Source organism: Streptococcus sp. IMAU 99161 (assembly GCF_014435245.1).
GTDB lineage: Bacteria > Bacillota > Bacilli > Lactobacillales > Streptococcaceae > Streptococcus > Streptococcus lactarius.
Genome location: NZ_JAAPAW010000014.1, coordinates 118547 through 144719, shown reverse-complemented (window position 1 = coordinate 144719; position 26173 = coordinate 118547). Strand labels below are relative to the sequence as shown.

Below are 26173 nucleotides of genomic sequence, written 5' to 3'. Positions count from 1 at the left end.
CGGGTGATTTATTTATCTTTCATCTAAAAGAATGAGACAAACTAACATTCGAGACCTAAAAAAACCGGAGCCCTCACATGACGGCTCCGACTTTTTTTATCCTCATTGATGGAACAATGATGGATTATTTATTTTTTCTTCTCAACATGATCTTTGAGATCTTCTTGAGCTTTTTTATTGGATTCTGCTTTTTTCTTCAACCATTCTTCTTTGGCCTTGTCAAATTCTTTTGTGGTCACTACATCATCGGTCAATTTCAGATATTTGTAGTTACTTCCTGTTCCTTTTGTACCAACCCATGAAGAAGCACGGCTATATGGTACTGTCCGTTGAAGCATTGGTGCTCCACCATTTGAAACGGTTGGAAGCGTAATGGAACTATCTGTCAACCAAGCTTGGGCTACAGCATATTTTTCATAACGTTTTGCTTGATCCAATAATTCAGCATCGGCATCCTTCAGCATATTAGCGTACTGATCCAACCCAACCGCTGCAATAGCTGGGTTATTTGATCCTGCATCAATACCAAGATAGTATGAAACGGAACCGTTCACTGGACTGATACTTTCAAGATAAGTTGATGGGTCTTGATAGTCTGGTTGCCAGCCACCACCTGAGATATCATAGTCTCTAGCTGCTGCATTATCACTGAAGTAGGTGATGTTTTGGAAATCATCATCTGATACTTTTTGAAGATCCACCACAACATTTTCCACACCAAGGGTTGACTCTACAGACTGTTTGAAGGAGCTAGCTTGTTGGACCATGCTGCTGTCCATTTGGCTGACAATGTAGTCCAAATGGATCGGGAATTGAACCCCTTGTTTTTGCAATTCAGCTTTGGCTTTGGCAAATGAAGCTTTGGCCTTTTCAGGATTATAGAGGCTTGTTTGACCATCTTCTAGGCTAACACCCTTCCATTGATCTCCATAAGTCACCAATTGTTTTTCAACGGCTTTTCCAAAGTCTTCTCCATTGATTTGGACATAAGTTGGGGGTACCAAAGTGCTACGAAGAGTCTTCTCAGCAGCATCTGAACCTGAAACTTGCGCCGCATACGATTTACGGTCAAAGGCAAAGTTCACTGCTTGACGGAAGTCCTTGTTCAAGATAGCTTTCTTGGTAGAAGCTTTCTGTTCATCGGTCGTTTTGCCTGTGTGGTCGTACTTTTGACGATCCAAGTTAAAGCCAAGATAGTAAGAAGTTCCCAGCTGTAAGCCATAAACGATATTGTTGCCAAAGTTCTTCTTCACATTCTTATAAGTCGAGCTGTTTGGCATCACACCCGCAAAGGAGTATTGACCTTTTTCAAAGCCTTTGATAATTGAATCTGGGTTTGATCCATCATTGAAGGTTAATTTAACATTGTCAATGTGAACATTTTTAGCATCGTAATAGTCTTTGCTTTTCACCAACTCGATTTCAGATTTAGAAGTTAATGATTTCAAGTAGTAAGGACCATTGTACAAGATGCTACTCGGTTTCAAAGAACCAAAGTCTTTTCCTTGAGATTCCAAGAATTTAGCGTTAACAGGGAAAAGAACACCTGAGGTTGTTTTTGAGTTCCAGAAGCTTTCAGGACGGACCAAGGTATATTGGATGGTGTGGTCATCTAAAGCTTTGACCCCGACGGTATTAAAGTCCTTGGTTTCCCCTTTGACGTAAGCATCCAAACCTTTGATCGAATTTTGAATCAAGAAGAGACCTTCTGATTTTGCTGCGACGGCATGTTGGATCCCTGTCACGAAGTCTTGAGCCGTCACTTTTCCATACTCTTCCCCTTCACTGGTATACCATTTGGCATCCTTGCGAAGTTTGTAGGTATAGGTTAATCCATCTTCAGAGACAGTCCAATCTTCTGCTAGACTTGGCACAAAGTTCCCGTATTGGTCATTTTCAAGAAGACCATCCACCAGGTTACTAGTGATATCCGAAGTTGTTGTACGAGTCGCTGTAATGTAATCCAAGGTATTTGGATCAGCCGAATAAACAAACGAGTAGGTTGCTTGTTTACTACTACCACCGCCACATGCTGCTAAGAGAAAAGCACCTGCAAGATAAACTCCTGCAAGAGCTAACAGTTTTTTTGCTTTCATCACGATCTCCTTATGTTAGATTTTTTATCATTATACACTATTTCTTAAAAAAAACCAAATAATTTTAGAAAATGTTCGTTATTTATGAATGAATATAATAAGATATCAAAAAGGAGAAGATGGACATCAGTCGCAATAAAAACAGTTATAGTCAGCTAAGTCAGAACATCCTATCCGATCAACTAGTCCCTTGTCCGCTCTTTTAATAAATATGCGTTTTAGTACAAAAAAGAACCTCTGCTCTTTTGAACAGAGGAACTGATTCCTAATCAAAATGATATAGTTGTGGGTACTGATCGCATTCAGGATTTTTAGGATGGCAGATAGCTCGTCCAAAGTATATCATGGCTTGATGGGCAGCTAGCCATTCGTTTTTTGGCAGAACATCCATGACCCGCTTTTCAACTTCCAAGGGTGTCGCTGATTTCTTGACAATCTCATGGTGCTTACAGATCCGTTCCACATGGGTATCGACAGCAAAAGCTGGAATTCCAAAGCCTACACTCAATACGACATTAGCCGTCTTGCGTCCTACTCCTGCCAGGCTTTCTAACTCTTCACGGGTCTGAGGGACTTGCCCATCAAAGTTGTCTAGCAGTTGTTGGGCACATTTTTTGAGAAATTTGGCCTTATTGCGATAGAGACCTAATTTGGAAATATGCTTGGCGATGTCTGCTTCACTAGCTACTGCCATGGCTTGTGGGGTTGGAAATGCCGCAAACAGACCAGGTGTCGCTTTGTTAACAGCCGCATCAGTCGTCTGGGCAGAGAGCATGACTGCCACTAATAATTCAAAATGATTACGAAAATCTAGACTCGGTTTAGCATCCGGAAAGAGGGCAATAATTTCTTCAATCACATGACGGGCCCGTTTCTTTGATAACACCATAATTTCTCCTTTACTTTACTAATCCCTATTATAGCATGAACGTTTCCTATTTCTGAAAAAATCCGCTTCAGAAAAGTAAGAGGGATAGAATGAATTTTAAATGAAATTCACCCTATCCCTCTTCTATCTATCTGAGAGACTCCTTCAGTCTATTATTTATTTTACACCAATCTCTTCAAGAAAGTAATCAAAGTTTGAGCCGATCGTTCGCCAGCTTCTACGATAAATTCATCAAAAGAGATATTGGCTGCGTGATCTGCTGTATCGCTCATGGCGCGAATGACCATGAAGGGACGTCCAGTCGCGTGCGCCGCTTGGGCAATGGCTGCCCCCTCCATCTCAACTGCCAATACTTCTGGGAACTGCTCCCGAATCGCTGCAACCTTTTCTTCGCTCGCGATAAAGCTATCCCCAGTTGCAATCAGGCCGACATGAGTCGTTGCAGCTTCCTCAGCTAAAACTTTTTTCATTTCTGATACGAAATAACGACTAGATTCAAAGTAAAGTGGTTGGCCCACCATCTGGCCATACTTGTAGCCAAAAGCCGTCACATCCACATCGTGATAGGCCAATTTGTCCGCAAGGACGATATCCCCAACAGACATTCCAGGTGCAACGGCACCTGCAGAACCCGTATTGATAATGGCTTCCACTTTGAAATCATTGGCTAGGATCGCTACACTCATAGCAGACATCACTTTCCCGATGCCACTTTCCACCAGAACCACTTCATGGCGACCAATCGATCCCGTATAGTAGACTTTCCCAAGACGCAGATGCTTTTCCCCATTTTCAAGGGCTTCAACCAGGATCTTTAACTCCTGTGGCATGGCTGCGATAATTCCAATTTTCATGTCAGTTTTCTCCTTGTGATGACCTTACAAACGCCAAATCGCCAGAATCAAGACGATGAGGAGCGCAATAATCCAAAATAAAATGGTATTGAGTTTGGATTGGAGCACACTTTCTTTTTGCTCTTCAATGCGACGACTCTTTGTGACTGTTGGTTCCACTTGGATCTGCAAGGTATCTTGCGAATAACTGGCCCTTGGGCGTTCCATGCGTTTTTCTCTCACGGGACGTTCATAACCAAATCCTCTATGGTCTGTCCGAATGATTTTTGTCTCTTCCTCATCGACCATTCTTGGCCCTCTGACATCCTCACCACGTCGTGCCCGCTCGATCATTTCATCGGTTAATAAAGGTTTTCCCATCGGATCCTCCTCTATTTATTGGTTAATTCCCAGTATTGGATCGCCATAATCGTCTTGGCATCACAGATTTCGCCAGACTGGATCAAATCTTTGGCTTCCGTCAAAGTCACTTCTAAGAGTTCCAAGGTCTCATCTGCATCTTGCGGACGAGGATTTTCCACCTTTTTCAAGTTGGTCGCAACATAGAGTTTAATCCGTTCGTTACAAAATCCAATGGCTGAATAAAAATCATAGAGCAACTTTAGATCCGCTGTGTAGCCAATTTCTTCTTCCAATTCACGCAGAGCAGCCGCTTTGGGATCTGCATTTTCTCCTTTTTCCAACTTTCCAGCCGGAATCTCTACAGAGGTCTTTTCGATCGCCTTGCGGTACTGTTTGACCAAGATGGTCTTTCCTTCTTCTGTGATGGGCAAGACAGCTACAGCTCCATTATGGAAGATAAGATCGCGCTGCGCTTGACCTTTTCCATCAGGCAACTCTACTTGATCAGTCACCACTTTGAAAATCGGTCCTTGATAGAGTTCCTTGCGTTCAAGGGTTTTTTCTTCAAAATTCATACGAATCTCCTATTTATTTTTAGGATGATGGGGCAAACGAAGAGCATATTCTTCTTTGTTCACTTGACGGCCACGACCAATGGCAATCGCATCAGCTGGCACATCCTTGGTAATGGTTGAGCCTGCTCCAACTAATGAATTGTCGCCTAATTCAACTGGCGCAATGATGGTCGAATTCGAACCAACAAAGACATTGTTTCCGATGGTCGTTTTAAACTTGTGTTGGCCATCATAATTCACCGTGATGGTTCCCGCACCAAAATTGACGTTGCTGCCGACTTCACTATTACCGATATAGGTCAGGTGACCTGCCTTAGTATTTTCGCCAATAGACGAACCTTTGACTTCGACAAAGTTTCCAATATGGACATCTTTAGCGAGGCTAGAAGCTGGACGAATATGAGCGTATGGTCCTACTGTCACGCCGTCGGCTACCGTGCTCTCCTCAATCATGGAGTTGGTAATCACGGCACCTACTCCAATTTCACTGTCCGAAATATAAGTTCCATTGGTTAAGACGGTTTCAGCCCCAATTTTTGTGTGCCCTTTTAGGGTAACATTGGCTTCGATTTGCACTTCCGGTGCGATTTCAACATCGACATCGATATAGGTCGCATCTGGATTAACAAAGCTCACTCCATTCACCATATGAGCTTGGTTGATACGGCGACGCATGATGCCTTCTGCTGTCGCAAGGGCCACACGGTCATTAACCCCAAGACTTTCATCAAAGTCTTTGAGCGTATAGGCCCCGACTTTTTCACCTGCTTCTCGGAAAATACCGATGACATCTGTGATATAGTATTCACCTTGGGCATTGTTGGTGTTGATATTCTTCAAAGCTTCAAAGAGGCGCGCATTGTCAAAGACATACGTCCCTGTATTGATTTCCTTGATTTGTTTTTCAAAATCTGTCGCATCTTTTTGCTCGACGATGCGAAGCACTTCCGCATTGTCATTACGAACAATCCGACCATAGCCAAATGGATTGGTTGCTTCGGCTGTCAGAATCGTTGCCACATTTTTGTGGTTGATATGAAAGTCGATCAAGTGTTTGAGGCTTTCACCGGTAATCAAAGGAGTATCTCCTGCAATGACAAGGGTGTGGCCTTCAAGACCTTCCAAGACTGGCTCTGCCATCATGACCGCATGACCAGTTCCCAATTGCTCGGTTTGTTTGACAAACTCTGTTTGACCTTCTAATACCTTTTCTACCAATTCCGCCTTGTGACCCACAACCGTTACGGTCTTTTCAGGTGAGATAGCTCCAACACTACGGAAGACATGCTCCAACATAGAGATCCCTGCAACCTTATGAAGAACCTTGGGCAGATCTGATTTCATACGGGTACCTTTCCCCGCTGCTAAAATAATGGCATAATTTGGCATAACATTTCTCTTTTCTGTACAATATCGTACTTATTATACCATTTTTCACCCCTTTTGGAAAATAAGATCCAAACCAAAAAGAAAGTGGGAAAGAACTTCGACTAATTAAACAAAAGTTGAAAAGGTTCCCCAAACCTTTTCAATTTTCCCACCCCCGCACAGCTCCAACAGTCTGGGAGACTGTTGGAGGTTGCAGATAAAGAAAACATTGTTTTCCATCTTCATAGGTCATCTTTGGAGCTAAGTAGCGAACAAATACTTAGGAACCTTGCTTCGCAAGTCCTATCCACCACCTAAAAGCAGTGCTTTGAGCAATCAACCACTGCGTCATACAGTTATTCCCATTAAACATCGAAGGCTGGACAGTTTTTGCCCAGCCTTGTTCTATAATGGATAAACTTTACGAAATTCTTCTAAAACCACCTTGCTGTCAGGTGTAAAAGCCAGACCAGCTTCCTCCAGCCACTCCGTGAAAAATTCCTCATGAACCTGACGCCAATAGGCGAGGGATTTGTCACCTTCCCCTTCTTTGAAGGCATGATCAGCTGACACTTGATGGAAGGGCTGAACAGAAACCTTGGTAATTTCGATAATGCAGACAGCTTGATCTTGACTGTCTAAAACAACATCAAAGGTTCCTTCTTGGGGAAGGGGTTCGTCCTCTAGTGCGTAAAGGTCATAAGCTGAAGCTGTTGCTGTTTTTTCGCCTGTAAACACCAGTTCCGCTAAAAGGTCTGGTTCCACTCCAAAAGCCCAGGCATCTATCTCATCTCCGATAGAGGGGTTCATTTGCTTATAGGCATTCCACATTTCTTGAGGTGTCATAGGTTACTCCTTTGTAATTTTTTACTTTTTTCTTTTATGTGTTTAAGGTGATCTGGATGGTCAATTTCTAAATCAAAAATCTCTGGAATAGAGCTGTAATGGAGAATGCATTCGATACCCATCTGATTCATTTGTTGTATGAAAGAAGTATTCAGATAGCCTGCTACAGCAAAATCAATCTTGTTCTTCCTTGCTTTATCCTGCATCTGTCTTAACATATCTAACATAATTGGATTTTCCATATCATGCCATTGACTGTTCCTCACAGTCGCAAAAATAAAAGAAGTTAAATCATTCATTCCAACTACAATCTTTGAAATGCCCGTTTCCAGTATCCTGTCCAAGTCGAAATAAGCTGATGGTAATTCAATCATCGTGCCGACTTTCCCAGTAAAACCATACTGACGCAATACTCTAATAGCTTGTTTTAATTGTTCGGCACCATTGACAAAAGGAAAAACAACAGACAGATTGGGATTGGTTTGATAAACTTCTGTAACAACATTTGTCTCAGCCTGAAATTCATCTGGACAAGCCAACAAACGCCTGATACCTCTGTATCCAAATAAGGGGTGGCGTTCGTCAAAATACTCTTTAGTCCCATCTAGAATATTTGCTTCTGCATTTGTTAACTCTGAAAAGCGATACCAAACTTCTTCATCTGAGTACAAATGACAAATAGTGTCTAGATAATCTTTCACAAATTGCTGACAATTTGGTAATAGTATGTTTTGGTTTAGTTCTCTCAACAAGTATTCCCCACGAATCAAGCCGACGTGGTGCAATAAATGGGGATAAACTTTTTCAACAATTTTTTCGCCACTAAGAGCTAGTTGATTTTGCATGTTCATTCACCTCGTCTTAAAAGATACAATATCAGATATCAGTATACGACACTTTCCTCTAGTTCAAAAGCTTCATAAGGTTCAACTAACTTATATCCTAAAAATTCTGCTACTTTTTTAGAAGCCTCGTTATGAGCATCCCAAAGTGGAAACATATCTCTATTTAAACTCTCTAGAATCATTGCAGCACCAAGTTTTTTAGCAAATCCATTTCCTTGTTTGTCTGGTCTAGTTGCAACTTCCACTTCAACTGCTCCATGGTAAACTAACCCTGAGGAAATCCCAGCAATCACTTCATTATTTTTAAGAATCACAAAGCCAAATCCACCTTTTAAAGCAAAATCCTGGTAAGACTCAAAATTCCCCTGTAAATCTTGTGACCATTCTTCCTCAGAAAGGCAGTTATAAATACGATTATCAATAGGTACAAGATTGTAATCTTCCTCTAACTGAGTAACCAGATCATTTAGAAATTCAACTTGAAAATTTGCCTTATCCTTAAAAGAATAGCGAGTAAAAGAAATTAATCCAACTTGCCGATGCAGAAAATCTTGCCACTTAGTGTCTTCTGAAATAATAATCTTATAATCTAAACCATATTGCCTAACAAAATCTTCCCAAAATCTGGAATCCAACTCCCCTGCTAGGTATAGAAAATTCCCAATATCATAAAAACTAGTTGTCCTATCACCGTTTCGATAAACAGTCCCGATTTGAGATTTAAGGCCATAGAGAACCATATATTTCTTCCATGTTTTAAATAGTTCCATTATCCCTCTATTTTACCTTCCAATTCATGTAAGAGGTCTTGTCCAATTCTGGAAATCCTCGTAACTCTGCCTTTAGCTTTAATACTAAGGGCGAAGCATTTTCTTGGGTCATCTGCTCAATAGGGACCCAAACTGCCTTTGCTGAATCATTACTTCCATCAAGAACCTCCTGAGGAAGGGTTTGTTGAGAGCTCTCGAAATCGAGTACGATATCATAAAAGGCCATGATATGATGCACTGAGAAATCTTTCCCCTCTTCTTGAACCAGCACGTCATAAATTCTAGGATTTGAATAAGAGCTAAGCGTATAGCCCGTCTCTTCCAAAACTTCTCTCTTGAGGGTTTCTGTCAACCCCTCACCGAGTTCCTGACTACCACCAGGTAAATCAAAACGATGCTGATAAGGTCCTCTTGTTTTTTCAGTACAGAGAAGTTTCCCCTCTTGAAGACAGACTCCGTATACACCAAAGTGATGCTTGATTTCCATCAAATCCTCCTACTTCAAACTCCATCCGCCGTCAATCGTCAGGATTTGCCCCTGCATGGCGGATGCCTTCCCGCTAGCCAAAAAGAGGCTGACTTCTGCCACTTCTTCTGGCTCTATCCAGCGCTTGATGGGGGTTTCGCTAGCCACCCAGTCTGCTAGGCCACCTGGCTCAAAGTCCGCAGCGGTCATGCCCGTTTTGACAGCACCTGGTGCGATGCCAAAGACCTGAACTCCAGCTTCTGCATAATCCAGCGCCAACTGCTTGGTAAAGCCCGCCAGAGCATGCTTAGACGAGGTATAGGCGTGACCGCCACCTCCAGCTAGACTGGAGGCAATGGAGCACATATTGATGATGATCCCTTGTTTCTTCTCCAACATTTGAGTCAGATAATGCCGTGTCATCTCTACCGGAGTCACATAATTGATCTCAAAGATCTCTTGAATTTCCTGAGCGCTTTGCTCAAGAAGCGGTTTGTAATCATCCAAAACGCCAGCCGTATTACACAAGACGTCGACCTCAGGACACCAGTCAAAAATTGGTTCCAAGTCAAGAGTTAAATCACGTTGTAAAAAGTGAAAATCGCCTTGTAAGTCAGGATTCCGGCCCTGATCCACCCCATAAATCTGGTAGCCCTTTTCTAAAAATAGACGAGCTTGGGCCAGGCCAATCCCTGAGCTCACGCCCGTAATCAAGACCCGTTTAGTCATGGACTTCCACCCAATCTGTCGCTAAGACATCACAAGGAGTCGGGCTCCACATAGAAAAACCTTCCCCTTCGCCAGAGACGTTAATGAGGAAATAAGGCGTCACTTCTAGAGCTACCCCATTTTGCTCGATGGTATCAAACAATTGAACATAGTTCTCTGCTCCACCCCAGCCCGTACGTACATACTTTTTCTTGGCCTTTAAGCCTGGTAAAATCTCTTCAAATGTCATGATTTTCTCCTTTATTATCATTCCTAGTTACACCTTTCATTATACCAAAAATCAGGCTTGCTCGTTGGTTTCCAACAGTAAAAAGGGGAGCGTCCTCCCCCTTTTCTTTCTATTCACCACTTTTCTCCTTGTCCTTTTTCAAGTCACGAATTATGAACCGATAGTAAATCATCAATCCTATACCAATGATCACCGTAGGCAAAATGATGGTCATGCTAGGATTCTGAATTCCTTGCACCAAGGTCCAGCGATGTAAGAAGCCAACCACTAAAAAGGCGACGATAGGAAAGACGAAGGCTCGGCCAAACTCATCTCTCCATTGCCAAAGAATAAGAGCTCCACTAGCCCCTGTCATAAGGAGAGTATCCCAAGGATTTGGCACTGTCAACCAAGCAAGGGCTGGTAAGAAACGAACTCCCACTATTTCACTGAAAAAATAGAATCCTAGAACCAAAACGATTGCCACATGGATTGCTTTTTTCGACTTTTCTTCTGCAAAAATGAGGCGACGAAGGAGATAGAAGAGTAGCCCAATTGCTAGGAGTCCCAACATGATGTCAGTCAAATAGACTAGTGGTTTGAGCACAAGGACCGCTTGGGAGGCAAACTCACTTAAGAGGCGATAAAAAATGACGATTCCTGGGACAATCGCTCCATATTGCAGAATAGACCGAGCCGATTCTCTAGGCATATTCTCGATAATTTGGTCTGCCATTATCTTTGGATCGAGACCAAAATAGTCCTTTGCCGTCAAGCCATCCGCTCCTGCTTGCGAAAAATCTACCGCTAAATTATAGACCTGCTCTCTTAAAGCCTCCTCCTTATATAGGAAACCTGCAAGATTGAAATAATCCCATAGGTCTTGGAAATAGACTTGATCCTCCTGGCTAAAGGTTTGTATCAAGGCCTGCGTTTCTTCATAATAACTAACGGTTTTCATACTTCTTCCTTCTTTCTTTGGAGACGAAATACAAGGAGGGTCAGGACGAGTCCCATGAGAGGAAGGAGCCAGCCTAATAAGTGAGCAGTTCCCTGATTCACAAGACGAATCCAGCATCCAGTAACTAGGAAAGTCAGACCCATGACTAGTAGACTCGTCATCAGACGATCTCTGCTTCTATAAGCCATAACTACAAATCCAAGTAAGACTAGGACAGCAAGAGCAATCCCCCAACCATCTGATAAGAAGAGACTCCCAATGTGGCCAAAATTGATCGAAAATAGTCGGACGATGTTCAGAAACACCATCAGGGTGATCACACTGATAAAAGCAGCCCAAGACCACTTCATTTCTCCATAGCTCTGTTTGGACCAAAGCCACGTGATGAACTGGCTAAACACCAAGAAATTGAATAAAATAACAACATAGGTTAAAGGTTCGATTTTCAGTGGCATCATCCAGGTAAAATCCATTAAATAACGCATGCCAACTAAGATCACCCCAAGTAGGAAGACGAGTCCCACATAAGATCCTAAAGAACGTTTAGGTAACTCCGAAAGAATTTGATCCACCATCGCCCGTGGATCCTTTCCAAAATAATCTACTGCCCGAACGCCTTCTTTCTCAGCAACCTTTAAGTCACATACCATATTGTAAAGTTGTTCACCGAGTGCTTCATCATCATAAAAATAGGCCTTGGCCCCAATATAGGCCACCATTTTTTTCACATAGGCTCGGTCCTCCTTGTGTAGATGAATCAATTCATCTGACATTTTTTCTGTATAACTTTCTATCATTCTGCTCCCTCCCTCTTGATACGGTCTACTTTTGTGACTAGCTCATGCCACTGGTCCCAAAATTCTTCTAAACGCTCTTCTCCAGCATCACTGAGTGAAAAATACTTACGATCAGGACCATCCGGAGACGGCCTCATTTCCCCATGAATAATTCCTTGTTTCTCCAATTTTTGAAGCAAGGGATAAATGGTCCCCGCAACAATCTTGTCAAATCTCATCTCTTTGAGACTTTGGATCAATTCATAACCATAAATGGGCTTTTTGGAAATAATCTCAAGCACACAGCCCTCCAAGACTCCCTTTAATAATTGGGACTCTTTCATCTTTCTCACCTCTTTTTTACTACCTTACTAGTTTGTTTTACATACTAGTCTTTTCACTATTAGTATACTCTTTCTTAACTAGTATGTAAAGCATAATAGTAAAAATTTTTTTAAAATTTTTTGAATCCTTAAAAATGCCTTAAAATAAAGGCTTTCCAGCCCTCAAGTGTGTAAATATACAAAAAAAGTACAAAAAACACTTTATTTTGGCAATTGATTGGAGTATAATAAACGTAATTATTCAAAAGGAGTTGTGAATATGAAAAAATCTAAGCTTGCTCTCTTAGCAGGTGTAGCCGCAGCATCAACACTTTTCCTTGCTGCTTGTGGTTCATCTTCTAATTCATCAAATGGGACAACCTATAAATATGTTTATAGTACTGACCCTGATACCTTGAATTATTTGACTTCAAACCGTTCAACAACTAGTGATATCACTACCAACTTAGTTGATGGTTTGTTCGAAAATGACCAATATGGTAACTTGATTCCTGCCCTTGCGGAAGACTGGTCTGTTTCTAAAGACGGTTTGACTTATACCTACAAGCTTCGTAAAGATGCGAAGTGGTATGACTCAGAAGGAAACGAATACGCAGATGTAACTGCAAAAGACTTCGTTACTTCTCTTAAATATGTTGCAGATAAAAAATCTGACGCCCTTTACTTGGTTCAAAATTCTGTCAAAGGATTGGATGACTACGTAAATGGTAAGACGAAAGACTTCTCAACAGTTGGTGTCAAAGCCGTTGACGATCATACTCTTCAATACACTTTGAACCAACCAGAATCATTCTGGAATTCTAAATTGACGACTTCTACTATGATGCCAGTTAATGCGAAATTCCTTGAATCAGCTGGTAAAGACTTTGGTAGTGTGAAACCAACAGGAATCCTCTACAACGGTCCATACATTATGAAGTCCTTCACTTCAAAATCACAAATTGAGTTGGACAAAAACCCTAACTACTACGACAAGAAAAATGTTCACATCGACACTGTCAAATTGACTTACTTCGATGGATCAGACCAAGACTATCTTGCTCGTAACTTCTCAGACGGTAACTTAACTTCTGCTCGTCTCTTCCCTACAAGCTCTACATACAGTACAATCCAAAAGAAATTCAAAGATAACATTATCTATTCTCAACAAGATGCTACTGTTTACTATGCTTACTTCAACGTAAACCGTCAAAACTACGGTCACACTTCAAAGAAATCTGACGAACAAAAGAATAGCACTAAGACAGCTCTTCAAAACAAAGACTTCCGTCAAGCCTTGAACTTTGCTTTGGATAGAACTTCATACAGTGCCCAATCAAACGGTAAAGAAGCAGCAACGAAAACTCTTCGTTCCCTTCTTGTTCCTCCAACATTTGTACAAGCAAACGGTAAAGACTTCGGTACTCTCGTCGAACAAAAACTTGCTACAGCTGGAGACGAATGGAAAGGCGTAAGCTTTGCCGATGCTCAAGACAGCTTGCATAACACTGATAAAGCGAAAGCTGAACTTGAAAAAGCAAAAGCTGCATTGCAATCACAAGGTGTTCAATTCCCAATCCATATCGACTATGTTGTTGACCAATCTTCAAACTCTATTGTTCAACAAGCAGACTCTATGAAGAACTCTATTGAAACTGCCCTTGGTAAAGACAATGTCGTGATCGATGTACAAAAATTGTCTACTGACGATGCAGATAACGCTACTTACTTTGCACAATCACCAGAACAAAAAGACTTTGACTTAGACATCGGTGGTTGGGGACCTGACTTCCAAGACCCTTCTACTTACCTTGACATTTTGAACCCAACAGACGGTCCAACATTGACTGGTATGGGTCTTGATCCTAAGAAAGACCAAGCTCTTATCGAAAAACTTGGTTTGAACGAATACAAACAATTGCTTGATGATGCAAATGCTGAAAAATTGGATACCAATAAACGTTATGAAAAATACGCTGCTGCACAAGCTTGGTTGACAGAAAACGCAATTGTTCTTCCTATCTACTCTAAAGGTGGTGTTCCATCTATCACTAAAGTAACTCCATTCTCATCACCAAATTCATTGGTTGGTATTAAAGGAGATACAAACTACTTCAAGTACAAGAAAGTACAAGATAAGACCGTTACAACTGCTGACTACGAAAAAGCTTACAAACAATGGCTCAAAGATAAAGCAGAGTCAAACAAGAAAGCTCAAGCAGATCTTGCAAAACACGTGAAATAATCACGTTTTAAAACACCGGGGATTACATCCTCGGTGTTTTAAAATGTAGACAAATTGTTTCTTTATATAGAACAAGTTAGGAATATATAAAGAATTAAGATAATACATCCAATTAGGCTCATTCAATCATACACTGAAACTTTCCGCCGTGAGAAAAGTGCTAGAAACACTATTGTTTCTAGTACTCGGGAGTTTTGAAACTTTAGGTTCAAAACTAATTGAACACGGGCTGCGAATTGTGTCAAAAAGATAAGTTCTCCTAGAATCGAAAGATTCTGCGTCAAACTTCCTATTTTGACTTTATCCGCAGACGCCCTTTGTATCTTAATAAGTCATGGAACTTCCTGGATTGCTGAAATCATCCACTGGATAATTTCACCTAACGTCCGTACTCACCTAAGGGAAGTTTCTAAGATGACTTCGTCTTCAATCAAAAACACTGGGGATCTCCTCGGTGTTTTTGATTGAAACAGTATTCCAGGTGATCTCTTTTTCACCTATTTTCCTAAGCTTCGATCGTATCGAATGCTATCTCACGACAATCTTCCGATAACTTCTAGAAGTCAGAAGAAAGACGAGGACATAGGAGATGAAAAAGACAGCGCAGATAGAAAGAGTTGTTTGAAGCACCAAGCCAGCATTATTCGCTCCTAAGATGGCAACGATTTTTGCAATCATCTTGTAGGCTACTCCTAAGTAGAGGAAGGAGAAAAACAATGGAAGGAAAAAGACGGTGAGAATCTGTTTGCGAATCGTAGTAGCCGTTTGCTTTTGGTCCAATCCTACTTGTTGCAAAATCACAAAATTTTCCCGGTCCTCATAGCCCTCTGAAATCTGCTTGTAGTAAATTACGAGAACCGTGGCTAATAGAAAGATCACAGATAGGAAAACTCCAATAAAGAGGACTGTCCCTGCTGATTCACGCCACTCTTTCTCTATGCTGTATCGTTCATATCCACCAAAATAAGTCGCACCATATTGACTCATTTTGTCTGTCGAATATAGCTCTTTGGTCACGCCACCGATGAAATCTTGGTTCTCTTTATCTTTTGCAGTAATAGAGAATTCTAAATTCTTATCAACTTTTAGACCCAGTTGGTTCAAGTCAGGAAGAACAAGGTACAAGCCCATTTGATGTTGAAACAAGCTGCCTTGAGAAAGTTTTCCTTGGATAAAATTAGAATCTAGTTTTTGTTTAATTGTGAAGGTCTTGCCATTGATTTCTAATTGCGAATCTAATCTTCCAGGATACTGATACCCATAGGCTAGGATTTCATTTTCCCCAATCTCAACTTTTTGACCGGTCAGTTGTTCGTAGGTCGCCTGATCAAAAAAGTAGACGGTTCCTTCTGTCTTTAACTCCTGATCAGTTGCTGGAGTGGACTGGTCATTCACCTCTAAGACCTTTCCATCAGTCTTTCGAATTTCAGCCGACCAGTATGTTGTCTGAGTCACTTGATAATCTGATAGATGTGTCGCATCGGCTGTTTTCTTAATTTGGGCTTGAACATCCTCAATAACTGGTTCTGTTTCAGCATCTGAAGTCATATGCCCCACACTAATCATGTAATCGGAAGGGTAAACAGTATCTAGGTAATTCTGCCCTCCAATAAAGATATTGAGTGACCCGGTTAAGGTGACCAAGACCATGGTGGATAGAATACTAATGGTTGCAAGGCCCGCTGCATTTTTTCGCATCCGAGCGATTAAGTTAGAGACGGATATAAAATTCTCTGGCTTGTAATAGTAGGATTTCCGACCTTTAAGAAATCTTAAGAAGGTAATGGATCCTGCGTTGAATAAGAGATAAGTCGCCAGAATAACCAAGATGACAGCAATAAAGAATCCTTGAACCGCTGCAACTGGACGCTCAACGGTTAGCGCCAAATAGAAGGCAATTCCTAAGAGCCCTAGTCCTAACAGAGTTTGGACTAGCAAGAAGCGTCCCTTCTTCTCTCCTGCCTTTTTCTTTTGCATGAGGTTTAGGGAACTGTAGCGCAAGAGGCGGAAAGAATTCAGCAAAAGAATGAGGGCAAAAGCTAAGGCTAACCCAAGTAAAGTGTCAAGGACAGCTCCTAGCTGGAAGGTTGATTGAATGACGACTGGAAGTCCCATACATTTTAAGAGCAAGGCAAAAATCAAGCGATCAAACAAGAGACCCAAGCCCAGCCCCGCTCCAACTGTGAGGATATAGAAGATAAGCAATTCCCATAAGGTCATGACGAGGAGGTGCTTCTTCTCCATTCCCAGAACACTGTAGAGTCCCAGTTCTTTGGAACGATTTTTCATGACATAGCCATTGGCATAAGCCACCAAAATGATGACGACCAACTGGACGACGAAACTACCAAAACCAAGAACAGTTCTCGCCGCTCCCCCTCCGTAAGAATCCTCTAGATGAGGGGTCGATGCCAAGGCGATAAAGCTATAGAGGATCATAGTCGTTAAAATGACAGCTATAGCAAAAGGGTAATAAAGCTTACGATTTTGTTTGAGGTTGGAAAGAGCTAATTTACTTGTTAATTTAAACACCGCTATCCTCCTTACCCGCCATGACCGTCAGAGTATCTGAGATTTCTTGGAACATCTGACGTTCTGTTTTTTCCCCGCGGAAGATCTGGTTATAGAGAATTCCGTCCTTGATAAAGAGCACGCGCTTGGCCCGAGCTGCCGCTGCGGTTGAGTGGGTCACCATGAGGATGGTTTGGCCCATGGTATTGATATCTTCAAAGACATCGAGCAATGCAGCCGATGACTTGGAATCCAGCGCCCCTGTTGGCTCATCAGCAAGGAGAATTTCAGGTGAAGTGATAATGGCCCGTGCTACAGCCACCCGTTGTTTTTGCCCACCAGAGATCTCGTAAGGGTATTTTTCTAAGAGCTGGTGAATGCCCAATTCCCGACTGACGCTCTCCACCTTGCTCATCATTTCCTTGACGGGCCTGCGAGAAAGGACCAAAGGTAAGAGGATATTGTCCTTGACAGACAAGGTATCCAGCAGGTTGAAGTCTTGAAAGACAAATCCTAGTTTTTCCCGACGGAAACTGGACGCATCCTTGTTCCTGATAGTTGAAGTATCAGTGCCGTTGAGGTAGACCCGTCCTTCGGTCGGCTGGTCTAGCATGGCTAGAATATTGAGGAGGGTGGATTTCCCGGATCCTGATTCCCCCATGATGGCGACGTATTCGCCCTTCTCAACGGTAAAATGGATATCCTTTAAGGCTTCAACCTGGGTTCCTTGAAAGCGGGTTTTGTAGATTTTTTTGATGTGTTGAACGTCTAGTAGGGTCATGGTTCTTTCCTTTCTAGCTCGATAAAAGCTTCCATCTTTTTTTACAAATCTATTGTACTAAAACTGAAGCGCTTTCACCATAACATAACCTTACATTTTCCCCTTTATTTCTTACATTTTTGTAAGAAAGCAAAAATAGGCTAGGACTTGAGGTCCTAACCTATTTATTTTTTGATTATTCAGCTGATGAAGAGGTAGCTTTCCCAAGAGATTCGTAGACACCTTTAAGAATGTTTGTCATTGAGTCACGAGCTGTTCTAATTTGTTGCAAGAAAGGTGTACGCCCTTGCTCAGGAACAAGCGTGTCATCTGAACCTGCACTTGATAGCATGGTATTGAATTGAGCTTTTGAGTTATCCAAAGCCTTAATCGCTGGTTCTACTTGTTGAGTGTATGCAGATCTTTGTGCTTCTGGAATTTGTTGGCCGATATCTTGTGCGTATTTTTTATAGCTATCTACTAATTTACCATAAAGATTTTTAAAATCACCAATTGTTTTGGCGTTATCGATTTCTTCATCTGTCAACAAGACAACTTCTGGAACATCAACTGAAGTTTTTGATGATTTAGATGAGCTTTTTGATTTGCTAGTTGAAGTAGATGATTTTTCTACTTTGCTAGAAGAAGCTTTCGCATCTTTGCTTGATGAGTTTGAAGCAGTTTTACCAGAACATGCTGCTAAGGCTGCAACTGATAAAAGTGCTACACCGGCTGTAAGAATTTTTTTCATTTGTATTCTCCTATAATGTATGGTTGAATTTATTTTAAAATATTTTTTCATTTCTGTCAACCATTTTACAGAAGGCCAGTAACTATCTAGGCTTTTTATTACTAGCTTTTAACATTTTTTATTTACTAAACAACAATATCTCCCATTGTATATTTATTCTATAATTGAATAAAAAAGCCAGAAAACAGATCATTCTCTGGCTTTGTTCTCTTTCCCTATTCATGGAGCAATTGAGTGAATTCTTCTTGAAGTTCCTTGTTGTCCGTTGGTTTTAGGTACATCTTCCCGCCATTGGTCGTTGGGGAATGAAAGACGATCCCCTCTCCAGTATCTGTAATGGCAAAGAAATAACTATGCACATCTGGATACTTATCCCAATTGCTATAGCGTTCTACAATACGATACTTGGCATTTCCTTGACCCGTATCTGTGTATATGGCATCCATCTTGCTATTGTCCCCAAGAGTATAGAGATTGTCGGCTCCTACATCACCGCCAGCGATGCCTTTTTGATAATTGGGTTGCCCCATCTTTTGACCCCAGGTTTTCATAAATTCCGCTAATTTGGCTGATTTTTCAGCATTCCAAGGCCTTTTCTCCTGACTTTGGGTATCGCTTCCTGAAGGTGTGTTGCCAAAGCTTTGCCAATCAAAACTCTTGAGATCGAGTTTCTCTTCATCTGATTTGCCAAAAATGGTATTGAGATCCGATCCAGGGACCTGAACTTCTTCTTCCTTGACTTTACTTGCCATTTGTGGGGCCTTTTCGAGACGTGAGAGTACTGCTTCACCACGGACCGTCCCTGACAACCAGCTAACTTCTAGGACTTCTCCTCCCTTATAGAGCGTTGTTGCATTGCGTGCTCCTCCGTGTCCAGCGACGAAACCTTCTGCTAGCAAGGTCGGCTTTTTGTCCTTGAGGTAATAAACGCCCGTCACAAAGTAGCTCCCATCACTCTGCTGATTGGCGATGATCATCTCGTCTACTCCATCGCTATTTAGGTCCTTAAAAGCATAGCGGACGGTTTCTGGCTGATTGATCACCGTCTCGATCACCCAGCTATTGATCATCCGATCTTCTTTGGCTAATTCATCATTCAATTTGGAAATGGCATCCAAATCTTTTAAAGTGGCAAAAATCTTTTGGTAGTCTGAAAAAACAGACTGGTATAATTGTTTGTTGTCTGCTTTTTTCGCTTGTTTCTTTGCTGAAGACTGGCTAGTTGCAACCTCTTTTTTAGGACTGGACTGGCGCTGGTATCTTTGGTAGCATCCCGTCAGCAAAACCATGCTCGAAGCCACGATTCCCAACTGCATCCATTGTTTTCTTTTCATCTTTTCTCCTTTTGTCTTCCGGGTTTTCATCCTAATCTTTATTATACTAACAGAGCTGTAACACCAGCTGTTCCTGTACTTCTGCCGTAGTGGCCAGCTGTATATTTCCCCGCAAAGTAGCTCGCTAAAGGTCCTGCCAAACCTCCAAGGAAGTTCGAAAAATTGACCAGAACTTGGCTAACAGCTCGATCCCATGGCAACCAACTATCCATCGAAAAGAGTTGGTGGATATAGCCCCGATCAGAGAAGACAGATAAGGCAATCACCCGCACAATTCCTGAAAATAGGAAAAAAGGAAATAGGGAAACCAGAGTTTTCTGGGTAATTTGGATCAAACTTTTTTCTCGTAACCAGTAAAACTTCTGGACTAAATACTGGGTCATGTGGCCTCCTCTTTGCTTTTAGTTACTTCATCAGCTTCTAGTATCTTTTTCTATTATAGCATACCAGCAGACTAACATTTTCTTTGAAAGATTGTTGTCGGTTTATGAGAATTGTCGAACTTTTATCATTTAAGGCAAACGGCTTGCTTTCTTTCTGGATTTTATTTATAATCATTCTAAATAAGAAGCAAGGAGAACAATGATGACTGAAACAAAACATGGAGTAGATGAGTCTTTTAGCGATCGTTTAAATATTTTACGGGCAGCCGTTCTTGGAGCAAATGATGGGATTATTTCGATTGCTGGAGTGGTTATCGGGGTAGCCAGTGCGACACATAATATCTGGATCATTTTCCTTTCTGGCTTATCAGCCGTTCTTGCAGGTGCCTTTTCGATGGCCGGAGGTGAATATGTCTCTGTATCGACTCAAAAAGATACCGAAGAAGCTGCTGTGAACCGCGAACAAGCCCTCTTGGATCGCGATCCAAAGTTAGCCAGAGATTCCTTGTATCAGGCCTATATCCAAAACGGAGAATGTGAAACCTCTGCGCAAATTATGACCGAACGGGCCTTTCGGAAACACCCCCTTAAAGCCCTCGTTGAAGAAAAATATGGGATTGAATACGAGGAATTTACCAATCCTTGGCATGCTGCGGCATCTAGCTTTCTTGCTTTTTCAGTTGGTTCTCTTCCTCCGATGCTGTCCATCATTCTCTTTCCGGCCAAGACTCGGATTCCCGTCACGGTCATTGTCGTTGGACTATCTTTGATCTTCACAGGCTATACCAGCGCAAAACTTGGGAAAGCTCCGACACGTCCAGCCATGCTACGCAACCTCATCATCGGCCTCCTCACCATGGCTGTGACCTACTTCTTTGGACAACTCTTTAGTATCTAAAAAGAGAGTGGGACAGAAATCGGTCATTCGTTAGAATTCGATTTCGTCGTCCCACCTCCGCACAGCTTCAACAGTCTGGGAGACTGTTGAAGGTTGCAGATAAAGGAAACATAGTTTCCGTCAACATAGGGCATCTTTGAAGCTTAAAAAGCGAACAAAGACTTAGGATACTTGCTTCGCAAGTTCTATCCGCCACCTCAAAGCAGTGCTTTGAGCACTCAACCACTGCGTCTTGCTCGACAATCCAAAGACAATTAATAGGCTAGGACTTTTGTCCTAGCCTATTTTCTTATGCTTCCAATAAGACTTGGGCTTGTTTTTTCAGTCCTTCCACTGCTTCGTCCGTCAAGATTAATTTACCTGTTCCCCAGGCTTCTGGGTTTACGGTTGTTCCAGTGAATTCTCCAACTACTTGAGTCCGAACGAATGGCAAGAGCGCTTGGTATGCCGCAAACATTGGTTCGTGTCCAGCATTGGCTACTGAAGAAACCGTTACGATCTTGTCTTGAAGGGCAGATGGACCACGAGTTTCTGACAGGTCAAGGGCACGGCTAAGCCAGTCGATCAGGTTTTTCACTACGCCTGGAATCGCAAAGTTGTAGACTGGTGAGAAGATCCAGATGGCATCCGCAGCAAGAACCGCATCACGCGCTACTTGCACAGCTGGCAGGGTTGGTGTTTCCAAATCTTGGTTCATCATTGGGATGTCCTTGTAGTCCAAGTAAGTCACCGTTGCTTTTCCTTTAAGAAGGCTTTCTGCTTTCTGGGCCATTTGGTGGTTGAAAGATCCTTGACGAAGGGATCCAACGATAAATAATATGTTTTTCATAGTTGCTTCCTATCTTGTTGTAACATTATTTGTTACAATAGCTATTATACAGGATCGAAATGTAATGTCAATTATTACAACTCGGATTTTCCTAACTTTTATGAAAGTCACCGAGAAAGTTCTATGATGAGAGCCCACTCAACCACTGCGTCTTGCTCGACAATCCAAAGACAAGAAGAGGCTAGGACTTTTTGTCCCAGCCTCTTCAATGGTTGATAGAACGAACTGTATGACCTGGTGGTTGATTGCTCAAGCACTACTTTTCAGTTGCGGATCACCCTTTGACCAATCTTTCTTCACTTCTAGCTTTAAAGACGACCTATAAATGTTTCCTTTATCTGCAACCTCCAAGAGTGTTTCTGCTAGGCGTGCTCCAAGCCTTTACGTGTATTTTCCTTGATCGTTTCAGCTGAATGAAGCAATTTTTCTTTTTCTTCTTCTGTTAAATGCAAGTCAATTCTTTCGATGATTCCTTTGCGTCCAACAATCGCTGGGTAACCAAGGTAAGTTCCGTATTCTGGACGATAATTGGATACAGGCATTTCTTCGTGGCTGTCATTGATGACAGCTTCTGCTAGACGTTGCGCTGCTGCCGCAATCCCAAAGTTGGTGTAGAATTTGCCAAAGAAGACAGTGTGGCCACCTCGCAAGGATTCATAGTTGATAGCATCTAGCTCTTCTTGTGAGAAGAGATCCGTGATCGCATGTCCCTTGACACGAACTTGGCTCCAAGCGACAAATTGAGAATTTCCGTGTTCACCAAGGTTATAGCCAGAGACACTAGCAGGATTCACTTGCAACCGATCAGCGACGGCGCGTTTCATCCGAGCTGTATCCAGCAATGTTCCTGTCCCAATGACTTGTTCTTTAGGAAGACCCGTGTATTGTTGATAGAGTTGCGTAACCGCATCCACCGGATTGGTCACTACAACCAAGACACCGTGGAATCCAGAAGCTTTCAAATCACGTCCCACTTGTACCACTTGCTTACTAGTAAATGGAAGTTCCGCAAAACGATCATTCGTGTTATTCGCCTGAAGCTCGATATTTCCAAGAGTAGAGACTACCACATCCGCATCTTGAAGAGCAGCATAATCATTGACCGTGATATGCACCGGATAACCTGTATTGGCAACCATATCACAAAAGTCCAAAGCATCCGACTTGACCTTTTTTTCATTCGTGTCAATCAAGACCAAATGATCGCAAGTATGTTTCAAAACCATGCTATGAGCCAAGGTTGCACCCACATGGCCCAAACCAATAATACCAATTTTTCTTGTCATCAGAATCCTCTTTTCTAGTATCGATCACACTGTTGGTGAGGATAGCTCTTTGTTGACTCTATTTTATCACAATTCCAGCAAGCCGGATGAAAAAAATAGAAAAATTTCCAAGTTTTTTTCAAATGGAAAAAGAGGCGATGCCTCCTTTTATGACTCAGGAAAGAAGAGTCTCCATTTCTTCAAAGGACAAACCCGTCATATCCGAGTTGAGTTTAAGCGTCATTCCTCGTGAGATCATCTCGCGAATCAATTGTAAGCGAGCTTCGTTTCGACCTTGTTCAAGACCTTCTTCGCGTGCTTCGTCTATCGCTGTTTCCATAGTCATATCATAGTTTTCTTGAATCCGAATTCGCTCGTCTATCATGATCTTCTCCTCCTTGGTCCAGCTATAGATATTACACTAACATAGATTTGATCTCTTTAAGCGACAAACCCGTCATATCTGAGATCAGCTCAGGCGTCATTCCTCGTGAGACCATTTTGCGGATTAACTGCAGACGTTCTTCATTACGACCTTGTTCCAGACCTTGTTCTAGACCTTGTGTTAAGCCTTGTTCCAGACCTTCTTCGCGCGCTTCATCAATAGCCGTCTCCAAGGTCATATCATAATTTTCTTGAATGCGAATACGCTCGTCTATCATGTTCTTCTCCTCCTTGGTCTAGCTAGATCTTACGCTAATATAGATTTGATCTCTTCAAGCGACAAACCCGTCATCTCCGATATAAGATCAGACGACATTCCTCGTGAAACCATCTCGCATACTAACTGTTTACGACCTTGTTCCAAACCTTCTTCGCGTGCTTCGTCAATCGCCGTTTCCATGGTCATATCATAATTTTCTTGAATGCGAATACGCTCGTCTATCATGGTCTTTTCCTCCTTGGTCCAGCTAGATGAATCTAGTAATGAATCTGCGTGAGCCACGGCCTGACTGGGAGCTTTTGTAAAGGGAAGATTCCCAAAAAACTCCAACCACTGTCTGCCTGCATCTGTCAGGTTCTCATCTTTATTATACTTGTCTAGCTCTAAAAAGGCAACCTGCAGAAGATTTTGGTGCTTACCATTTTTATAATAGGCCTTGAGTTGCTTGCCAGACCGGCTATTGGTCAGCCAGTATTTGTTGATGGCGGCCTCTTCGTCTAGTAAGAGCGACTTCTCCAAAATCGCAATCCCATAGACGGGCTCCATCTGCTCGTACATCTTATGTGTCTGTCCTTGCTGGCGCAATTTTTGTACATTCTCCACCAGCTGATTGGCCAGATAATAATGGAATCGATTCAAGAAATACTGCTGCTTGCGAATCTGGATCTCGATGATCACCTCGGTCCCATCATGGAGCTTGGCCCTCACATCCACCGCAGTGGAGAACAAGTCATCCTCCTCATAGGCCATGCTGTGGGGCTGGCTTCCCTCTACAATCTGAGCGTCCGCCACATCCAGCTCCAAAATGTCTCGAATAAAAGCCGTCGTCACCTCTGGCAAACTAAAAATCTTCTTGGCCATAATGTCCAAGGTCGGCGATACATGCGCGTGTCTCTTTTGCATCCCTGCTCCTTTTCGATAAAAAATAGAGGGAAGGTCCCTCTACTTCTATAATTCGAAAAAAATTTGGGAATGTTACTACAAGCCTATTACGAAACTAAGTAATAGCTCTCTTTTAGTTCTCTATATCTGTCAAAGCTGAGAATGCCGTCATTTTGCAATCTGCCTAAAACGACACTAGGATGAATATCGATTTTCTCAGCAAAATCTAGAATATCTGACTTATCAAAATTTCCTTTTTCAACAAAAGCTTGATAGTCTTCGGGTCCAATCAAGAGATCTTTTGCAAACTGATCTGCCCGTTCCTCAGAACGTCGGTAAGATTCACCATTTCCATCATCTGATGAAAAATCGTTCTCTAGAACATGTCCTATCTCATGGAAAAGTGAGAACCAGAAAATATCGGATACTTTATTTCGATCTGTGAGTAAAAGCAAGGCACTACCATTTCCAAATTTTTTCGTAGCACCATTTAGATTGGCATTTGGCAAAGCAGGTAGACCGACTAGAACAACACCACAATCTAGCAATATCTCTTTCAATTTTGGATAGAAAATATCTGGAGATAATCTGGTTAAATCCCGTAAAGCAGGCAGGCTTCTCTCCAACTTTCTGCGATTGAGCTTGGTAGTTGTTGTATCACGTGCTTTTTTAGATGCCAACTCCAGCATGACATTGGAGTTCACTATACTTTTAGTCGTGAACTCACGCGTATTTCGATAACTCACCTGATTGTTAAAAGATGAGAACTTTTCTAAACTCGCCACTCCCAGAATCTTGCGAAGTTCGACAATCTTTTCTTTCAATGTATAGCGTTTATCTGGAACGTAGCCTTCTGCCTTAAAATACTTGAAATCAATCATCTCACAGATTTCTTTCTCGCTACCTTCTTCTAGCTCTTTTTGTTCTACAATCTCTGCAACTTTTACATCATAAGCATTTTGAAGATTGAGCCAAGTTTGCATGGAAACTCCGCTTAGCTTGGCTAACTTATGAGCCGTTTCTTTACTAATGGACTCCTCCGCATTGACAAGCTTGCTGACAGTCTTTGACGAAACTCCTAAGCGCTCCGCAAATTCTTTCTGCGTTACGTTATAATCTTCAATCAACTCTCCAACATACTGACCTGGATGAAAAGCAATCAGGTCTTTGTATTCAACAATTTTTTTACTCATAATGATTGCTGACCTCCTCTATTTTTAGGATTTCGATTTCAATAGGACGAGGAAATACCTTTTCTAGATCCTCTTCACGAAAACCGACAATCAACCGATAGGAACTTTTCCGACCATCTATATCCAAAGCAAACTGCCCTTGTCTATTTCCCTTGAGTTGGTGAAAGTGATATTTAGGAAAAGCTATCACACTAGCCAAAGAATCTGCTGCCTCCAAAAAGGTAATCAACTGATGCAACTTTACAGCAATCTTATCCGAAAAATCCTTTTTCGCCCGCCTCAGCTCTGTGCACTGCTTTTCAACAGTTTTATTTGTATAGATAAGCTTCATAGATCCCTTTCTGTTAAATTAAATTACCTTTTAGGTAATTTAATTGTATCAGATTAGCAATAAAAAGACCAGTTAAAAC

28 protein-coding genes and 1 pseudogene are annotated in these 26173 nt (G+C 41.9%); 2 read left to right on the top strand and 27 right to left on the bottom strand.

Annotation, left to right across the window (positions count from 1 at the left end; genetic code table 11):
* Positions 1-128: 128 nt before the first annotated feature.
* The 15 genes from HA044_RS09200 to HA044_RS09130 form a co-directional block, all read right to left on the bottom strand.
* Positions 129-2096 carry a peptide ABC transporter substrate-binding protein gene (locus tag HA044_RS09200; protein ID WP_187540894.1) on the bottom strand — a complete coding sequence of 656 codons (1968 nt, stop codon included), beginning with the start codon at positions 2094-2096 and terminating at the stop codon, positions 129-131.
* Positions 2097-2361: 265 nt separating this feature from the next.
* Complete coding sequence (gene nth / locus HA044_RS09195) at positions 2362-2985, bottom strand: endonuclease III (RefSeq protein ID WP_187540893.1); 624 nt, start codon at positions 2983-2985, stop codon at positions 2362-2364.
* A 161-nt stretch (positions 2986-3146) separates the two neighbouring features.
* A complete protein-coding gene (locus tag HA044_RS09190) occupies positions 3147-3839 on the bottom strand; it encodes a 5'-methylthioadenosine/adenosylhomocysteine nucleosidase (protein ID WP_187540892.1) in 693 nt (230 codons plus the stop codon).
* A 24-nt stretch (positions 3840-3863) separates the two neighbouring features.
* Positions 3864-4199, bottom strand: coding sequence for a cell wall synthase accessory phosphoprotein MacP (gene macP, locus HA044_RS09185; protein WP_187540891.1), 336 nt, complete (start codon positions 4197-4199; stop codon positions 3864-3866).
* Positions 4200-4210: 11 nt separating this feature from the next.
* Positions 4211-4756, bottom strand: coding sequence for an NUDIX hydrolase (locus tag HA044_RS09180; protein ID WP_187540890.1), 546 nt, complete (start codon positions 4754-4756; stop codon positions 4211-4213).
* 9 nt (positions 4757-4765) lie between these two features.
* Positions 4766-6145, bottom strand: coding sequence for a bifunctional UDP-N-acetylglucosamine diphosphorylase/glucosamine-1-phosphate N-acetyltransferase GlmU (gene glmU / locus HA044_RS09175; RefSeq protein ID WP_187540889.1), 1380 nt, complete (start codon positions 6143-6145; stop codon positions 4766-4768).
* Positions 6146-6529: 384 nt separating this feature from the next.
* Complete coding sequence (locus tag HA044_RS09170; RefSeq protein WP_187540888.1) at positions 6530-6970, bottom strand: ASCH domain-containing protein; 441 nt, start codon at positions 6968-6970, stop codon at positions 6530-6532.
* Positions 6967-7815, bottom strand: coding sequence for a putative PEP-binding protein (locus HA044_RS09165; RefSeq protein ID WP_187540887.1), 849 nt, complete (start codon positions 7813-7815; stop codon positions 6967-6969). The genes HA044_RS09170 and HA044_RS09165 overlap by 4 nt, the downstream gene beginning before the upstream one ends.
* 38 nt (positions 7816-7853) lie before the next feature.
* Positions 7854-8585 (bottom strand): GNAT family N-acetyltransferase, encoded by a 732-nt coding sequence (locus HA044_RS09160; RefSeq protein ID WP_187540886.1) that lies wholly within the window; start codon positions 8583-8585, stop codon positions 7854-7856.
* A 7-nt stretch (positions 8586-8592) separates the two neighbouring features.
* Complete coding sequence (locus HA044_RS09155) at positions 8593-9072, bottom strand: NUDIX hydrolase (RefSeq protein WP_187540885.1); 480 nt, start codon at positions 9070-9072, stop codon at positions 8593-8595.
* A gap of 9 nt (positions 9073-9081) precedes the next feature.
* Positions 9082-9780, bottom strand: coding sequence for a 3-oxoacyl-ACP reductase (locus HA044_RS09150; RefSeq protein WP_187540884.1), 699 nt, complete (start codon positions 9778-9780; stop codon positions 9082-9084).
* The gene (locus HA044_RS09145) at positions 9773-10009 is read right to left on the bottom strand and encodes a DUF2829 domain-containing protein (RefSeq protein ID WP_000141913.1); all 237 of its coding nucleotides are present in this window, start codon (positions 10007-10009) and stop codon (positions 9773-9775) included. The genes HA044_RS09150 and HA044_RS09145 overlap by 8 nt, the downstream gene beginning before the upstream one ends.
* Positions 10010-10118: 109 nt before the next feature.
* Entirely contained in the window at positions 10119-10949 is an 831-nt protein-coding gene (locus HA044_RS09140; RefSeq protein WP_187540882.1) for a hypothetical protein, read from the bottom strand.
* Positions 10946-11746, bottom strand: coding sequence for a hypothetical protein (locus HA044_RS09135; protein ID WP_187540881.1), 801 nt, complete (start codon positions 11744-11746; stop codon positions 10946-10948). Before HA044_RS09135 ends, HA044_RS09140 begins: the two co-directional genes overlap by 4 nt.
* Positions 11743-12069, bottom strand: a complete 327-nt coding sequence (locus HA044_RS09130; RefSeq protein ID WP_187540880.1) for a PadR family transcriptional regulator — start codon at positions 12067-12069, stop codon at positions 11743-11745. The genes HA044_RS09135 and HA044_RS09130 overlap by 4 nt, the downstream gene beginning before the upstream one ends.
* A gap of 259 nt (positions 12070-12328) precedes the next feature.
* On the opposite strand from HA044_RS09130, the gene HA044_RS09125 reads away from it, so the two are divergent.
* Positions 12329-14293, top strand: coding sequence for a peptide ABC transporter substrate-binding protein (locus HA044_RS09125; protein WP_187540879.1), 1965 nt, complete (start codon positions 12329-12331; stop codon positions 14291-14293).
* Between the two features lie 528 nt (positions 14294-14821).
* Here HA044_RS09125 and HA044_RS09120 read toward each other — a convergent pair.
* From HA044_RS09120 to HA044_RS09100, 5 genes and pseudogenes are all read right to left on the bottom strand, one after another.
* The gene (locus HA044_RS09120) at positions 14822-16825 is read right to left on the bottom strand and encodes an FtsX-like permease family protein (protein WP_187540878.1); all 2004 of its coding nucleotides are present in this window, start codon (positions 16823-16825) and stop codon (positions 14822-14824) included.
* Positions 16818-17585, bottom strand: coding sequence for an ABC transporter ATP-binding protein (locus HA044_RS09115; RefSeq protein ID WP_187540877.1), 768 nt, complete (start codon positions 17583-17585; stop codon positions 16818-16820). The genes HA044_RS09120 and HA044_RS09115 overlap by 8 nt, the downstream gene beginning before the upstream one ends.
* Before the next feature lie 175 nt (positions 17586-17760).
* Positions 17761-18315 carry a hypothetical protein gene (locus HA044_RS09110; protein WP_187540876.1) on the bottom strand — a complete coding sequence of 185 codons (555 nt, stop codon included), beginning with the start codon at positions 18313-18315 and terminating at the stop codon, positions 17761-17763.
* Positions 18316-18530: 215 nt separating this feature from the next.
* Complete coding sequence (locus HA044_RS09105) at positions 18531-19649, bottom strand: DUF4767 domain-containing protein (RefSeq protein ID WP_187540875.1); 1119 nt, start codon at positions 19647-19649, stop codon at positions 18531-18533.
* Between the two features lie 44 nt (positions 19650-19693).
* A pseudogene (locus tag HA044_RS09100) lies at positions 19694-20032 on the bottom strand (PTS sugar transporter subunit IIC); the annotation flags it as partial.
* Between the two features lie 202 nt (positions 20033-20234).
* Here HA044_RS09100 and HA044_RS09095 point away from each other — a divergent pair.
* Positions 20235-20930: a VIT family protein gene (locus HA044_RS09095; RefSeq protein ID WP_187540874.1), complete on the top strand. Its 696-nt coding sequence runs from the start codon at positions 20235-20237 to the stop codon at positions 20928-20930.
* Positions 20931-21219: 289 nt separating this feature from the next.
* Here HA044_RS09095 and HA044_RS09090 read toward each other — a convergent pair whose 3' ends face one another.
* From HA044_RS09090 to HA044_RS09060, 7 genes are all read right to left on the bottom strand, one after another.
* Complete coding sequence (locus HA044_RS09090) at positions 21220-21759, bottom strand: NADPH-dependent FMN reductase (RefSeq protein ID WP_187540873.1); 540 nt, start codon at positions 21757-21759, stop codon at positions 21220-21222.
* Positions 21760-22121: 362 nt separating this feature from the next.
* On the bottom strand, positions 22122-23045 hold the full coding sequence (locus tag HA044_RS09085) for an L-lactate dehydrogenase (protein WP_187540872.1): 924 nt from the start codon (positions 23043-23045) through the stop codon (positions 22122-22124).
* Positions 23046-23199: 154 nt separating this feature from the next.
* Positions 23200-23409: a transposase gene (locus HA044_RS09080; protein ID WP_222935360.1), complete on the bottom strand. Its 210-nt coding sequence runs from the start codon at positions 23407-23409 to the stop codon at positions 23200-23202.
* A 31-nt stretch (positions 23410-23440) separates the two neighbouring features.
* The gene (locus HA044_RS09075; protein ID WP_187540871.1) at positions 23441-23686 is read right to left on the bottom strand and encodes a transposase; all 246 of its coding nucleotides are present in this window, start codon (positions 23684-23686) and stop codon (positions 23441-23443) included.
* A 29-nt stretch (positions 23687-23715) separates the two neighbouring features.
* Positions 23716-24591, bottom strand: coding sequence for an Rpn family recombination-promoting nuclease/putative transposase (locus HA044_RS09070; protein ID WP_187540870.1), 876 nt, complete (start codon positions 24589-24591; stop codon positions 23716-23718).
* 86 nt (positions 24592-24677) lie between these two features.
* On the bottom strand, positions 24678-25763 hold the full coding sequence (locus HA044_RS09065; protein WP_187540869.1) for a HigA family addiction module antitoxin: 1086 nt from the start codon (positions 25761-25763) through the stop codon (positions 24678-24680).
* Positions 25756-26094 carry a type II toxin-antitoxin system RelE/ParE family toxin gene (locus tag HA044_RS09060; protein WP_187540868.1) on the bottom strand — a complete coding sequence of 113 codons (339 nt, stop codon included), beginning with the start codon at positions 26092-26094 and terminating at the stop codon, positions 25756-25758. Before HA044_RS09060 ends, HA044_RS09065 begins: the two co-directional genes overlap by 8 nt.
* Positions 26095-26173 lie beyond the last annotated feature (79 nt).

What these genes read in the sequence shown, in the direction of transcription:
- HA044_RS09200 (WP_187540894.1), bottom strand. Translation starts at nt 2,096, where the DNA reads ATGAAAGCAAAAAAACTGTTAGCTCTTGCAGGAGTTTATCTTGCAGGT.
- nth (WP_187540893.1), bottom strand. Translation starts at nt 2,985, where the DNA reads ATGGTGTTATCAAAGAAACGGGCCCGTCATGTGATTGAAGAAATTATT.
- HA044_RS09190 (WP_187540892.1), bottom strand. Translation starts at nt 3,839, where the DNA reads ATGAAAATTGGAATTATCGCAGCCATGCCACAGGAGTTAAAGATCCTG.
- macP (WP_187540891.1), bottom strand. Translation starts at nt 4,199, where the DNA reads ATGGGAAAACCTTTATTAACCGATGAAATGATCGAGCGGGCACGACGT.
- HA044_RS09180 (WP_187540890.1), bottom strand. Translation starts at nt 4,756, where the DNA reads ATGAATTTTGAAGAAAAAACCCTTGAACGCAAGGAACTCTATCAAGGA.
- glmU (WP_187540889.1), bottom strand. Translation starts at nt 6,145, where the DNA reads ATGCCAAATTATGCCATTATTTTAGCAGCGGGGAAAGGTACCCGTATG.
- HA044_RS09170 (WP_187540888.1), bottom strand. Translation starts at nt 6,970, where the DNA reads ATGACACCTCAAGAAATGTGGAATGCCTATAAGCAAATGAACCCCTCT.
- HA044_RS09165 (WP_187540887.1), bottom strand. Translation starts at nt 7,815, where the DNA reads ATGCAAAATCAACTAGCTCTTAGTGGCGAAAAAATTGTTGAAAAAGTT.
- HA044_RS09160 (WP_187540886.1), bottom strand. Translation starts at nt 8,585, where the DNA reads ATGGAACTATTTAAAACATGGAAGAAATATATGGTTCTCTATGGCCTT.
- HA044_RS09155 (WP_187540885.1), bottom strand. Translation starts at nt 9,072, where the DNA reads ATGGAAATCAAGCATCACTTTGGTGTATACGGAGTCTGTCTTCAAGAG.
- HA044_RS09150 (WP_187540884.1), bottom strand. Translation starts at nt 9,780, where the DNA reads ATGACTAAACGGGTCTTGATTACGGGCGTGAGCTCAGGGATTGGCCTG.
- HA044_RS09145 (WP_000141913.1), bottom strand. Translation starts at nt 10,009, where the DNA reads ATGACATTTGAAGAGATTTTACCAGGCTTAAAGGCCAAGAAAAAGTAT.
- HA044_RS09140 (WP_187540882.1), bottom strand. Translation starts at nt 10,949, where the DNA reads ATGAAAACCGTTAGTTATTATGAAGAAACGCAGGCCTTGATACAAACC.
- HA044_RS09135 (WP_187540881.1), bottom strand. Translation starts at nt 11,746, where the DNA reads ATGATAGAAAGTTATACAGAAAAAATGTCAGATGAATTGATTCATCTA.
- HA044_RS09130 (WP_187540880.1), bottom strand. Translation starts at nt 12,069, where the DNA reads ATGAAAGAGTCCCAATTATTAAAGGGAGTCTTGGAGGGCTGTGTGCTT.
- HA044_RS09125 (WP_187540879.1), top strand. Translation starts at nt 12,329, where the DNA reads ATGAAAAAATCTAAGCTTGCTCTCTTAGCAGGTGTAGCCGCAGCATCA.
- HA044_RS09115 (WP_187540877.1), bottom strand. Translation starts at nt 17,585, where the DNA reads ATGACCCTACTAGACGTTCAACACATCAAAAAAATCTACAAAACCCGC.
- HA044_RS09110 (WP_187540876.1), bottom strand. Translation starts at nt 18,315, where the DNA reads ATGAAAAAAATTCTTACAGCCGGTGTAGCACTTTTATCAGTTGCAGCC.
- HA044_RS09105 (WP_187540875.1), bottom strand. Translation starts at nt 19,649, where the DNA reads ATGAAAAGAAAACAATGGATGCAGTTGGGAATCGTGGCTTCGAGCATG.
- HA044_RS09095 (WP_187540874.1), top strand. Translation starts at nt 20,235, where the DNA reads ATGACTGAAACAAAACATGGAGTAGATGAGTCTTTTAGCGATCGTTTA.
- HA044_RS09090 (WP_187540873.1), bottom strand. Translation starts at nt 21,759, where the DNA reads ATGAAAAACATATTATTTATCGTTGGATCCCTTCGTCAAGGATCTTTC.
- HA044_RS09085 (WP_187540872.1), bottom strand. Translation starts at nt 23,045, where the DNA reads ATGACAAGAAAAATTGGTATTATTGGTTTGGGCCATGTGGGTGCAACC.
- HA044_RS09080 (WP_222935360.1), bottom strand. Translation starts at nt 23,409, where the DNA reads ATGATAGACGAGCGAATTCGGATTCAAGAAAACTATGATATGACTATG.
- HA044_RS09075 (WP_187540871.1), bottom strand. Translation starts at nt 23,686, where the DNA reads ATGATAGACGAGCGTATTCGCATTCAAGAAAATTATGATATGACCTTG.
- HA044_RS09070 (WP_187540870.1), bottom strand. Translation starts at nt 24,591, where the DNA reads ATGCAAAAGAGACACGCGCATGTATCGCCGACCTTGGACATTATGGCC.
- HA044_RS09065 (WP_187540869.1), bottom strand. Translation starts at nt 25,763, where the DNA reads ATGAGTAAAAAAATTGTTGAATACAAAGACCTGATTGCTTTTCATCCA.
- HA044_RS09060 (WP_187540868.1), bottom strand. Translation starts at nt 26,094, where the DNA reads ATGAAGCTTATCTATACAAATAAAACTGTTGAAAAGCAGTGCACAGAG.